The sequence below is a fragment of the Chitinivibrionales bacterium genome (assembly GCA_014728215.1).
Taxonomy (GTDB): Bacteria; Fibrobacterota; Chitinivibrionia; order Chitinivibrionales; family WJKA01; genus WJKA01.
Genome location: WJLZ01000068.1, coordinates 1 through 11,639, shown reverse-complemented (window position 1 = coordinate 11,639; position 11,639 = coordinate 1). Strand labels below are relative to the sequence as shown.

At 43.6% G+C, this 11,639-nt stretch carries 12 protein-coding genes and 1 tRNA gene; 5 read left to right on the top strand and 8 right to left on the bottom strand.

What is annotated here, in order from left to right:
- Window positions 1-45 precede the first annotated feature (45 nt).
- Genes GF401_04400 through GF401_04390 form a run of 3 tightly spaced genes read right to left on the bottom strand, consistent with a single transcriptional unit; the run spans window position 46 to window position 2,783 of the window.
- Window positions 46-1,041, bottom strand: a complete 996-nt coding sequence (locus GF401_04400) for a hypothetical protein (GenBank protein ID MBD3344285.1) — start codon at window positions 1,039-1,041, stop codon at window positions 46-48.
- Entirely contained in the window at window positions 1,001-1,828 is an 828-nt protein-coding gene (locus GF401_04395) for a glycosyltransferase (protein MBD3344284.1), read from the bottom strand. Before GF401_04395 ends, GF401_04400 begins: the two co-directional genes overlap by 41 nt.
- Before the next feature lie 10 nt (window positions 1,829-1,838).
- Window positions 1,839-2,783 carry a hypothetical protein gene (locus GF401_04390; GenBank protein ID MBD3344283.1) on the bottom strand — a complete coding sequence of 315 codons (945 nt, stop codon included), beginning with the start codon at window positions 2,781-2,783 and terminating at the stop codon, window positions 1,839-1,841.
- A gap of 151 nt (window positions 2,784-2,934) precedes the next feature.
- Here GF401_04390 and GF401_04385 point away from each other — a divergent pair, with 151 nt between their 5' ends.
- Window positions 2,935-4,332 (top strand): MBL fold metallo-hydrolase, encoded by a 1,398-nt coding sequence (locus GF401_04385; GenBank protein MBD3344282.1) that lies wholly within the window; start codon window positions 2,935-2,937, stop codon window positions 4,330-4,332.
- Between the two features lie 49 nt (window positions 4,333-4,381).
- On the opposite strand, the gene GF401_04380 is transcribed toward GF401_04385, so the two are convergent.
- The 5 genes from GF401_04380 to GF401_04360 form a co-directional block, all read right to left on the bottom strand.
- Window positions 4,382-5,122, bottom strand: coding sequence for a hypothetical protein (locus GF401_04380; GenBank protein ID MBD3344281.1), 741 nt, complete (start codon window positions 5,120-5,122; stop codon window positions 4,382-4,384).
- Window positions 5,123-5,341: 219 nt separating this feature from the next.
- Window positions 5,342-5,415: transfer RNA gene (locus GF401_04375), tRNA-Ile, on the bottom strand.
- Between the two features lie 52 nt (window positions 5,416-5,467).
- Window positions 5,468-6,478 (bottom strand): D-glycero-beta-D-manno-heptose-7-phosphate kinase, encoded by a 1,011-nt coding sequence (gene rfaE1 / locus GF401_04370; protein MBD3344280.1) that lies wholly within the window; start codon window positions 6,476-6,478, stop codon window positions 5,468-5,470.
- Window positions 6,479-6,482: 4 nt separating this feature from the next.
- Window positions 6,483-7,133 carry a site-2 protease family protein gene (locus GF401_04365; protein MBD3344279.1) on the bottom strand — a complete coding sequence of 217 codons (651 nt, stop codon included), beginning with the start codon at window positions 7,131-7,133 and terminating at the stop codon, window positions 6,483-6,485.
- A 9-nt stretch (window positions 7,134-7,142) separates the two neighbouring features.
- Window positions 7,143-8,462, bottom strand: coding sequence for a polysaccharide deacetylase family protein (locus GF401_04360; protein ID MBD3344278.1), 1,320 nt, complete (start codon window positions 8,460-8,462; stop codon window positions 7,143-7,145).
- Between the two features lie 181 nt (window positions 8,463-8,643).
- On the opposite strand from GF401_04360, the gene GF401_04355 reads away from it, so the two are divergent.
- From GF401_04355 to GF401_04340, 4 genes are all read left to right on the top strand, one after another.
- Entirely contained in the window at window positions 8,644-9,564 is a 921-nt protein-coding gene (locus GF401_04355) for an ATP-binding cassette domain-containing protein (GenBank protein MBD3344277.1), read from the top strand.
- Between the two features lie 12 nt (window positions 9,565-9,576).
- Window positions 9,577-10,347 (top strand): ABC transporter permease subunit, encoded by a 771-nt coding sequence (locus GF401_04350; protein MBD3344276.1) that lies wholly within the window; start codon window positions 9,577-9,579, stop codon window positions 10,345-10,347.
- Window positions 10,347-11,036, top strand: coding sequence for a hypothetical protein (locus GF401_04345; GenBank protein ID MBD3344275.1), 690 nt, complete (start codon window positions 10,347-10,349; stop codon window positions 11,034-11,036). Before GF401_04350 ends, GF401_04345 begins: the two co-directional genes overlap by 1 nt.
- Before the next feature lie 82 nt (window positions 11,037-11,118).
- Window positions 11,119-11,400: a DUF4177 domain-containing protein gene (locus GF401_04340; protein MBD3344274.1), complete on the top strand. Its 282-nt coding sequence runs from the start codon at window positions 11,119-11,121 to the stop codon at window positions 11,398-11,400.
- Window positions 11,401-11,639: the final 239 nt, after the last annotated feature.

Here is an 11,639-nt window from a genome sequence, read left to right as displayed (position 1 = left end):
AACCTGTCTTCAGCCGTGGAGATAAAATGGTTTCTGATACCCCCTCTATTCAATTGGATAGAGAAGCTTGTTCCAATCAGACGGTGAGATCTCCTTTAATTTACTGCATATCTCCCGGGCTTCCCGGCCGTTTGAGAAAGAGAGGTGTACTGTAAGCCGCTGCTTTTCAAACCCCGGCGAATGCACAATTTCTACCTTTTTCGGTGCAGGATTCACCGCTGTTGCATGCTGTTTCCATTCTTTCAGAGCTTTACTGTACCGGGGAAATCTCATGCTAAAGAGCAGATCTCTCATTTTTTCAATTTTTTGAGGAGCATTCAGCGTTTGAGAATCGATCAGGTCGACAATCTCTTTTTTTTGAACAATATCCGACACACTACATTTTTCATTCATGGCGATTTCCGGCAGCCACTCAAGAAATTCACGCTGAATCTGGAAAGAAAGCTTGAGATTGGAAAAAAGCGAAAGAAATACCGCCCGCTCATGCTGATCAAGAGTGGTAAGCTGTGATCCGGTTTCCAGGGAAATACGACTTTCTGAAAGCGCATCAAGAATATCTTCGCTGCAGCCGGCACATGACAGGAGCTGTTTTTGTTCATGACGATTTATTTTGCATAAATTCAACAGCTTATTGTATTCTTCACCTTCCACATGCTTTTGTATCCAGGAATAAAAGAGCACTTTTTCCCGAATATGCAGCTGTTTTGAACTGTTGAACAAAATCCTCATTATCCCGGTATTTTGTTCATCGGGATTGGATGTAATAACCCCGCACATACACTCCCTATGGCCCCCCTTTTTATTTTCATGCAGCCGCTTGCACCCGTCAACAACTTCATAATCGGCATTTCCCCGGTCCACGACCATAACCGGTGCGGCATAATCCCACAGGGACAACCCATTAAACGGCACGTTCGGATCATACAGCTCCTCGGGACATCGGAGTTGTGTTACTTTGAGTGACTTGTATTCTATCTCCAGGCTTTTCCCGGTAAGCTGTTCAAACTCCATTAACATCTGCGATCGACCTGAACTGTTCATAACGTTTCAAATCTCCTCTTTTTTTATAGCCTCCGGCAACGATACAAGCCTTTCTGACCAGCTCCCTTTTAGCAAGCACTTGCTGGTTTTCCCGCAACTCACCGGTATACAAAATATGCAGAATACTCCTGATACGGAAACGGTCCAGAGCAAAAGCCGTCGATGACAGCTGATCACGGTGCCCGCCATAGCGGGTCAGGAGGTATTCATCTATCAGCCCGACAGGATATTTCGAGGTTACTTTTAACCACAAATCATAATCTTCACAGGCAAGAAAAGACTCGTTGAATCCTCCGAATTCATGATAAAGATCCCGATCCATGATTACGGATGATGGTGTTATCATACAACGCTTGAGTGACATTTCAAAAATATCTCCGGCCTGTTTTTTGTGATTTTTAGGCGGATTTACTCTTTTTCCACGGCGAATCCATATCTCCTGGGTCTGAGAAATACGAAAGGACGGATTTCTCCTGATCCAGTCGAGATGGTGCTCGAGCTTATTTTCATGCCACTCATCATCAGAATCAAGAAAGGCAAGCAGTGGTGCCGAGGTGCATCGAACGCCATAATTACGGGCATAAGAGACTCCTTTGTGCATATCCAGTCTTTCATATCTGATCCGGGAATCCGAAAACAAAGCCAGTTCTTCGGTTCCATCAACAGAACAATCATCCACGACAACTAACTCATAATCATCGAATGACTGATTCAATACAGACGTTACCGAACGCTCAATAACATGCTTACGATTCCAGGAAGGAATAATAACGGCAATTCGACTCATACCGGATGCATCAATCGTGTATGAATTTTTTGAGCGATATTACCGAGCCGTCTACAGAAATATCTTCAATAAGAAAGGTTTGCTTTCCTAAATTCACGGTATCCCTGATGCCGTAAATTTGGTTCCCCTCTTTTGAGGTAGTAAATTCCTGAAGCCCTTTTGTGTCTATCATAATCCGGGTATTAATGGGTGAATACAGTCCCGGTTTGAATCCGTTGGCACAGACAAAGGTATATTCGTCGGAACCGATTTCAAGCGAGGCTGTCCGAAACTCATAGGTACTCAGATTGACGATAAACTGGTCGCTGCAGACAGGGATACGGTCCTTACCATACATGAACGAAGGATTGACGGCAATAAACTGGCGGGTAATTTTAATCGATTCACCATCATAGTATTCAAAAAACACTTCTCGGTATGGAATATTATCGGTCATCACCATAACATCCGGATGCAATGCTTTCAGCGAATCGATTGTTTTCCGCTTGATGATAATCGGTTTTTCATCACCAAGATTTTCATCATTATCCGTATCCGGAATACAGACAACATCGCCCTCACTGCTGGTGCCGATTGCACAGGAAATTTCCTGATCGACATACTCATGGGTTACTGTCGATGTATCGATATTCCATTGTTTTATTATGGAAGTCGCTTTATCTTTTTCTATGGCGCCCGATTTCATCGCATGATAGATATGCTGTCCTATCTGCATATCGATCCATATAACCGAAAGATTGCCGAATTCGTGGGGAATGCCCTGAGGCTGTTCACGGACTTCTTTAAACGGATCATTGGCCGGCACCATATTCGGACAGAGTGAAACCCATTGGGGTTGAAAATGCCCATAGCCTCTCACTCGATGCGTCTGTAAAGCGATTTCATCGGGAATCCGCTGGCAAAGGCAGATAAGCAGAAAAAGAACTACTGCACAATATCTACATAAACCTCTCATTTTACCCTCCCGGGTTAATCTTTTCGCCATAGACAATGTACTTGCAAATTGCAGAAGAATGCCTGGACAGTGCAGTATATACTATAATCATCTTGTACCTTCTCTGCAATAATAATAAAATATTTATTGTTACTCTTTCAAAAGGAGATCCATGGACATAACGTTTCTCGGCGGTACTCAAACAGTAACCGGATCCCAGCATCTACTTTCAGTCAATGGGAAAAAAATACTTTTTGAATGCGGCCTTTATCAGGGACGGCGGCAGGAGAGCTATGAAAAGAATCTCAATTTTAGTTTCGATCCTGCTGAAATAGACGCTTGCGTACTCACCCATGCCCATATCGATCACAGCGGAAATATCCCTAACCTTGTTAAAAATGGTTTCAGGGGACCGATCTATGCGACACCGCCGACGGTGGATCTGTGCAAAATTATGCTGCGTGATTCGGGCCATATCCAAGAAAAAGATATCGAATGGCTCAATAAAATCCGCCTAAAGCAGAAGAAGCCCCCCATTGTTCCTCTCTATACCATGAGAGATGCTGAAGCTGCATCGGAACAATTTGTCGGGATCGACTATGATAAGTCTTTTACTGTGGCTCCTGGTATGGAGGTTCGTTTTCTCGAAGGCGGTCATATTCTGGGTTCGGCCAGTATTCATTGTTATATTAAAAACGGCAGCACCTCAATGCGTTTTGGGTATGCCGGAGATATTGGGAGGCCGGACAAACCAATCATCCATGACCCGAATCTGCCCCGTTCTCTGGACCTGCTTATCATGGAAAGCACCTACGGTAACCGCTTTCATGAATCACCGGAGGATACTCATGAGAAATTTGCCGGCATAATACGGTACACGGCCGCTGCAGGCGGGAAGCTAATTATACCAGCATTTGCCGTAGGAAGAACACAGGAACTGGTCCATACGCTCCACAAGCTGTACAATCAGAATCGCATTCCCGATATTCCAATTTATGTGGACAGTCCTCTGGCCAGCCATGCAACAGAGGTCTTCAGAAAACACCCCGAATGCTTTGACCGCGAAACAACACGAATTTTTACCCGCCATGGAGAAGATCCCTTCGAATTCCCGCGCCTGAAATACATCACTGAGGTTGAAGATTCAAAAAGATTGAATAACCTGGATTATCCTCATATTATCATTTCTGCATCGGGTATGGCCGAAGCCGGCAGGATATTACATCATTTGAGAAATAATATCGGAAACCACCGAAATGTCATTCTCTTTGTCGGCCATGCAGTAAGAGAAACTCTTGCCAGAAAAATTATCGACGGCCACAGAGAGGTCAAAATATTTGGAGAAAAACATGTTGTCAGAGCTCAGGTAAAAAATCTGGATACCTTCAGCGCCCATGCAGACCGAAGGGGCCTTCTTGATTATATCAAATACTGTCCGCCGTCAAAGCTGGAGAACATCTTCCTGGTTCATGGTGAACTGGAACAGGCACAACCGCTGAAAAATGCACTTCACAGCAAGGGATATAAAAATGTGCATATCCCGAAAGCCGGAGAAAAGATCTATTTATAGAGCGGCTGATAAAGCCCTGGAGGTGAAGGGTGGAGGATTAGCCCTCGAGTTACTGCTCAGAAGACTCCGATTGCTCTATATCCTCCTGCCAGAGAAGAATAGACCCGCAACTTCCGCACTGACGCAACCGGTCTCCCTTTTTCACTTCATTAATAAGCTGAGGTTCTAAAACCTTAAAGCAGACCGAACAGGTTCCTTTGCTGTCGATAAAACTGAGGGCTTTTCTGTTTTTCCGTTTATTTCTGATAAAATCATAGGTTCCCAGGGTGGGTTTTGAAATATTGGGAACTACGTTGTTACGCTCTTCCTCTACACCGGCGATCCGTGAATCGATTGAAGCAATCTTTTCTTTTAAATCGTTGATTTGTGGTTCGTTTTCGCTTTTAACTTTTTCGAGTTTTTCATCGGCCTCTTTTTTAAGCTCGGTCAATTGTTCCAATTCTTCAGATGCATTAATCTGACGGTCCTCTTCGGTCTGAATAGATGCTTTATGAGCTTCAATTTCTGCATGAACTGCATCATATTCCCGGTTGGTGGTAATGGCGTTGAGCCTTTCCTGACTTTTGTCAAGCGACTCCTTCGCCTCGGTAATTTTATGACTGGCATCCTTCTTGTCTTGCTCAACCTGTTCAAGCCGGGACGTAATTCTTTCAGCTTCCCGACTCGCATCGTTGATCTCGCCTTCCAGTTTTGTTACTGCTTCCGGGTGCTCAACTTTGGATAACTCAAGTTCATGGATTCGTAAATCAATCTCTTGCAGTTTAATAAGATTTTCTAATTCCGGTTTCATATTCGATAACTCCCACTCACTATACAGGTATCAAAAAGCGTATCCCCTTCGAAATGCTGTCAAATTATATATATTATTCACGATTATTGGAAACAAAAAAAGCACTTCATGATAACGAAGTGCTTTTGGGATTTTTTGGGCCGTAAACAGTATATATTTTTCTTGAGAATATTTCCAGAGGATACAAAGCTTTCAAGTTCTTTCTTTTCACAATTTTAATGGGCCCACTAGGACTCGAACCTAGGACAAACGGATTATGAGTCCGCTACTCTAACCAACTGAGTTATGGGCCCTTTATCTTTTTGCTGTGCTAAAATAAATCTTGGCAAAAAGGATATCAATTTATTACCTCTGAATTCTTTTGCATGCTTCAGTAAGTGATTCAGAAGTCACACATGCGGTTCCCAATTCGGCGACCGTTAGACCCGCAGCATGATTCGCCAGCCATGCAGCTTCAAGCGGTGTAGCGCCGGCTGCGGCTGCGGCGGCATAGATACTGATCACCGTATCGCCCGCTCCGGTTACATCAAAAACCTTGACCGCCATAGTAGGTAAATGGTTGAATTTCTTCCTATTACTCTCAAAAACAGCCATTCCTTCTTCTCCAAGAGTAACCAGGAGGCTTGCCAATTTAAGTTTATCCAACAGCTTCCATCCAAGGCTTTCAACCTCCTCAATACCACATGCTTTATAGGGTATTCCAAGGGCAGCATGGGCTTCACGGAGGTTTGGTGTGATAATATTAACTTGCTTATAAAGATCGAAATGACGCTCTTTGGGGTCGATTGCAATATGAATCCGTTGTTTTCTACACTGTTCGATCAGGCGCTTTGTTAATGGGCGGGAAATCACCCCTTTTCCATAATCGGAAATGACAACACCATCGACTTTAGGAAGAATCTTTTGGATTTTATCCCACAGCAGGCTGTATTCTTCTCTGGTAAGAGCTTCATCGACTTCCCGGTCGGCTCTTACGATCTGCTGATGACGGGCCATGATTCTGGTCTTGATCGTTGTGGGACGGCTTCGGGATACAGCAATTCCCTCGGTAGAGCAATTCAGCTGTTCAAGCATTTTTATCAATCGTTTCCCATTGGAATCATCACCACACAGAGCAACGATATAGGGAGTGACATCAACACTTTTAAGATTTTGCACGACATTTGCCGCGCCGCCCAGACAAAGTGATTCTCGTGTCACATTAACTACCGGTACCGGAGCTTCGGGAGAAATCCGTAAAACATCACCCCACAAATACTCATCGATGATAATATCGCCGACAACCAGAATCGATGCGTTTTTGAAGTTGCCGATTATTTTTTTTCGACGGGCAACAGGGACCCTGATTTTCTGCATTGTGTTATATCGCCTTTCCTCCAAAGATAATATAAAGCCAAAAGCTCCGGTACGGATTATAAAGCGGATACAGGATAAGCGAAATCGTCGGTATATTAAAATACCATTCGATAATGATGAGTAGTAAAAATATCATCGGGACTTTTCTCATATAGCGGTGATAGGTCGGCACTTTTGATGACGGCAGCAGTCCCAGAAGGATTTTCGAACCGTCTAGAGGAGGGACTGGCAGCAGATTAAAAAAAGATATTCCAAGGTTGATTTGTATCAGAAAACTGAAAAATATACCGACATCACCGGCAGACAGCCCGAAAAGCGACTGATTCATGAAAAACAGACGATACAAATATCCTGCAACACAGGCAAGGATAATATTCGATACCGGTCCTGCAGCACTGATAAAAATAGGATCGGTTTTGGAATCCTTTAAATTCTGATAATTTACCGGTACCGGTTTCGCCCAGCCGAAGGGTCCGAACAAGAGCATAATTGTCCCAAAAAAATCCAGATGGGCAATGGGATTGAAGGTAAGACGCCCCATATCACGGGCAGTTGTATCACCGCGCAACGAAGCAATCCACCCATGAGCATATTCATGAACCGTTAACGCCAGAAGAATGGCCGGAATACGGAGAAGCAGATGTTCTGTTGACATTATAATCCTTTATTTCCGGGTGTTGTTGAACGGTGTTTCGGGTTTATCATCCTCGACCTGAAGCAGGGGGTTAATATCAACCCCTGATTTCTGAAGCATTTCGGAGATAGTAACAAATTGATACCCCATTCCCCGGAGCTGATCGATAGTTTTACCTAAAATAGTATGTGTCTGCTGTTCCTTTTCTTTTCTTTCGGTCCCAAGGTGCATCAGAATGATTCCGCCGTTGATCCCCCATGGTTCACTTTGTGCCATTGATATAACCTTGTCATAAAACTCCTGCGGGGAACGGTACCCAGGAGTATCCTCATCCGGAATCCAGTCGTTGCTGTCCAGATTCTGATACCAGCTCCGTCCCTGGCGCCATCCAATATGAAGATACCCGTTGCGGAGAGCCCACCGGCAAATCTGCCGGTTTTTTTCTCCATATGGAGCGCGCCAGAAGGGCTTGAATTCTATCCCTACGCGCTTTCTCAGAATATTATTGGCCTTTGCAAGATCACGGGCAAGCATCTTTTCGCTGATATCCGGCAAGGTGGCATGCACCCGGTCCCGGGCCCAGGAAGTGAGGTGGGGATGGCTGTAGGTGTGATTACCCAACTCGTGTCCTTCTGCAACGATCCGACGGATAAGCGGCGTTTGTCGCATGATAAATCTTCCGGTAAGAAACATGGTCGCCCTAACATTACGGGAGTTGAGGGTGTCGAGAATCTCGTCGGCAGCATTGGCATAACTGCCCCCGTCAAAGGTCAGCGTAACCAGCTTTTGGGATACATCACCGTTCTTGAAATTGAAGGGAAGCCCCGATGCCGGCTTGTAATATTTTACATTTCTTGGCCTGCTCCTTCGGGTACTTTTTGTTTTCTCATCCTTTTCCTCAGTCTCAACCTTGAGTGAATGTATTTCTTTGAGCAGACTGCTTATTTCACGATTATTTGCCTTGATAATCTCGATTAAGTCCATCCGTTTTTCTTTTAAAAACCGATTTTCGGCAGACAGCTCCCAGTTCTTGCGCAAAGTAAAAATGCCGAATGCAATGCCGCCAAGGGCAAGACAGATACCGGCGAGAAGCGGCAACAACGATGATGCCCATATCCTCGAGCTTCGCCGGGAAGACGATACTGCAACAGCTTTTTTGTTTTCTGCTGAGGGCACCTTGTTTTGCTTATCCGGTGAAGGATCGCAGCTGTCGGAACAGTAAAACTGTCCCTTCTTAAATACGCCGCACTCCTTGCAGATCCAGGAACCGCAGACAACACATCTGCCCCGGGCAACTACTTTCGGATGGTTTTTACAGCGGTGACGCTTTCGTTTTTTTGTGGGTGACATTATGTATAAAATATTATACGTTACCTTGATACCGGCAAAACATCTCCTCCGGCTCAATCAAACTCTCTCGACATGTTTTACAGCAAAAAGTATTAAATTAAAAAGAATATTGCATGGCCTATAAATCAATGTATTAATTTTTATTATTACTTAACTCATCTATTATGATATACTTTCCATTATGCTCGCTATAGAATTCTCTGGTGTAACCAAAATATATCGCAAAGGACTGAGGGCAAAAAAGGTCCCTGCGGTTGTCGACTTGTCCTTTTCTGTCGAAGAAAACCGGATTGTGGGTTTTGTGGGTCCAAACGGCGCCGGCAAAACAACTTCCCTGAAAATGCTGACCGGTCTTGTTACCCCCACAGCAGGTACCATAACAATCAGAGGAGTACCGTCACACAAGCCGAAAGCACGAGCGGGCATTTCCTTTGTTTCGGAGCAGCCCTATTTTTATGGACATCTATCGGTTAGAGAATCTCTGGAATATCTTTATAAGCTCAATCGTCTTTCTCCATCCGAAATGCACAAAGAAACCGACAAAGCATTGGCAACCGTTAACCTCCACAAATCGGTAGACAAAAAAGTTAAAGAATTGTCCAAGGGAATGCAGCAACGACTCAATATTGCCCAGGCCCTTTTAGGAGACCCGTCCCTTTTTATCATGGATGAACCTATGAGCGGCATGGATCCTCCCGGAAGGGCACTGTTTCGAAAAATTTTCAAGCAGCTTGCCCGGGAAGGTAAAACTATTTTTTTCAGCACCCATATTCTTCAGGACATTGAGCAGTTGTGTGACAATGTAGTGGTACTCACCCAGGGAAGGCTTAAATATGAAGGACCCATTTCAGAGCTACTCACAAAGGGATTTCTGGGAACCAGGATAACCACAAAAACCCTTCCCGATGCTGTATCGAAAAGCCTTGCCGATAAGGGTTATTCGATCAGTAAGGGGAATGGTTCAACAAATACTATCTTTGTGCCGAAAGAAAAAAATGCCGAAGAATGTCAGAAGGTCCTTGCCGTGAATGAAATTTTTCCAATACAAATAGAAAACCAGCGAATGTCACTGGAAAAAGTTCTCTATGAGCAGGAAGAATAGCAGCGGTTTATTATGAATGCAATTTTTCAAATAGCAATCAATACCTTTAAAGAAACGATCCGTAATAAGGTTCTCTACAATATCCTCTTTTTTGCGATAGGATTAATTTTTCTTTCGATTTCCTTCGGGGAATGGTCTGTCTTTGCCCGGGTCCAGGTGATGCAGGATTTCGGCCTTGCCACGATGTCGATTGCCGGGTTGCTCCTTGCCGTCTTTATCGGCGTCGGGCTTCTGGCAAAGGAAATAGCTGACAAGACACTCTATTCAACTCTGGTAAAACCGATATTCCGGTATACCTTCGTATCAGGAAAATTTTTTGGACTCCTCGTAACCCTGGCGGTAAATTTTGCAATTTTAACCCTGATTTTCTGGGTGATTATTATTTATCTGGGCGGACAAGCAACCATGCCGCTTTTTTCGGCAGTCCTTCTAATCTGGATTGAAACGGCACTAATCGTCTCGGTCTCGATTTTCTTTTCCACCATTACCACCCCCATGCTGGCGGCTATTTTTACCCTGGCTTTCTATGTTATCGGTCATATGAATGACTTTATGGAACTCACACTGACCGCACAGACAAGTATTAATCCGGTTATAGAAAATTTGCTGAAAATTATTTATTATCTTCTTCCTAATCTGGAACATTTCAATATCAGAGAACAGGTTGTCTACTCTGTAGGCGTTGCCCCTAATTACATCCTGTTTTCTTTTATTTATGGTGTGCTCTATATTTTTCTCTTTCTTATTCTTTCATGTCTCATTTTCACGACAAAGGATCTCTGATGAAAGAGAAAGGTTTTTTGTATGCATCTCTTTTTGCTCTCGTTATTCTGGTCGGCTCCATCATCGCTGTTCAGAATAAACTAACCAATTCAAAAGATGCATCCTGGTATAAAGAGAGCATGGCATATCTTCCTCAATCCCACAAAATTAAGCCTTATCTTCTAGGTTTCCATACAACATTCGCTAACCATTTATGGATCAAGACCATGCTCTATTTCGGTAAACACTATGATACCGACCGGAAATACCCATGGCTTGTTTCTATGGTGGATATTGTGACCAGGCTCAACCCCCGGTTTTTCCCGGCCTATGAATTTGCCGGTCTCATGCTGGCGGACCATAGTAAGAATCCCGAGGCGGCACGCATTATTTTAAAACGGGGAATATCAGTATTCGGGACCAGGCGGTGGAAACTACCTTTTTATTTAGGATGGCTCCACTTTCAACACTATAACGACAAAGAAACCGCCGCCATTTACCTGAAGTTAGCGTCAAAAAATGAAAAGGCGCCGGCCTATGTTCATGGGCTTGCAGCATCATTTATGTACCATGCCGGAAAAAAAGAACAGGCCCTTTTGTTTCTCAAATCTCTCTACTCATCGACCGAAAATCCCCGAATCAAAGAACATATCAAACGCAAACTCGAGCTTAATTTCTTCGGTTCTTTTTCTGAACACGTCAAAGAATAAAGCCGTGAAATCATTGACAAGCCTTGTCCGTTATGGTACTATCCACATTGATTCCTGTTCTGCCGAAAATTAGGACTAATTTATGCAATGGGAACATAAATTCATAATTGCGGAAAGACACGGCAAGGGCATTTTTGGTTTTGTCCTCCCTAAAGAAATCTCCTGGAAAGTCCATTATGTGAACGGCAAACAGCAAAAGAACTGGCAGGATATAACGCTCTATAACTATCTTGCCAAATCAGGGGACAATGGCTGGGAAGTTGTTTCCATGGTATCGCATGTATGTATCCGTTCGGGCACACTTCCGGTAGAGCATCTTTATATTATCATGAAACGGGAAGTTAAAAATGCAAAAATCACCTGAAAAACGGCAACCCCCTTTCCGTTTATAGTTTAATTTGTCTTTTTAGTTTAATTTTATTTAAAATGCCTTGACTTTAAAATTTTATTAGTGTATTATATTAGCAGTTCTATCCACCTAAGAGGGTTATAAGCCCGGGAAAGGAGTGGCTTTTTAGAAAAGTTCAGTAAGTTTTAACCCTTAAATAACATTAGAGGGACAGAACAGCGTATTTATTTAACTCTTTTAGAGGGAAGAAGTAA

Bases quoted from the DNA above. Each gene is read 5' to 3' on its own strand.
- GF401_04360 (MBD3344278.1), bottom strand. From the start codon at position 8,462: ATGTCACCCACAAAAAAACGAAAGCGTCACCGCTGTAAAAACCATCCG.
- GF401_04390 (MBD3344283.1), bottom strand. From the start codon at position 2,783: ATGAGAGGTTTATGTAGATATTGTGCAGTAGTTCTTTTTCTGCTTATC.
- GF401_04355 (MBD3344277.1), top strand. From the start codon at position 8,644: ATGCTCGCTATAGAATTCTCTGGTGTAACCAAAATATATCGCAAAGGA.
- GF401_04340 (MBD3344274.1), top strand. From the start codon at position 11,119: ATGCAATGGGAACATAAATTCATAATTGCGGAAAGACACGGCAAGGGC.
- rfaE1 (MBD3344280.1), bottom strand. From the start codon at position 6,478: ATGCAGAAAATCAGGGTCCCTGTTGCCCGTCGAAAAAAAATAATCGGC.
- GF401_04380 (MBD3344281.1), bottom strand. From the start codon at position 5,122: ATGAAACCGGAATTAGAAAATCTTATTAAACTGCAAGAGATTGATTTA.
- GF401_04345 (MBD3344275.1), top strand. From the start codon at position 10,347: ATGAAAGAGAAAGGTTTTTTGTATGCATCTCTTTTTGCTCTCGTTATT.
- GF401_04365 (MBD3344279.1), bottom strand. From the start codon at position 7,133: ATGTCAACAGAACATCTGCTTCTCCGTATTCCGGCCATTCTTCTGGCG.
- GF401_04395 (MBD3344284.1), bottom strand. From the start codon at position 1,828: ATGAGTCGAATTGCCGTTATTATTCCTTCCTGGAATCGTAAGCATGTT.
- GF401_04400 (MBD3344285.1), bottom strand. From the start codon at position 1,041: ATGAACAGTTCAGGTCGATCGCAGATGTTAATGGAGTTTGAACAGCTT.
- GF401_04385 (MBD3344282.1), top strand. From the start codon at position 2,935: ATGGACATAACGTTTCTCGGCGGTACTCAAACAGTAACCGGATCCCAG.
- GF401_04350 (MBD3344276.1), top strand. From the start codon at position 9,577: ATGAATGCAATTTTTCAAATAGCAATCAATACCTTTAAAGAAACGATC.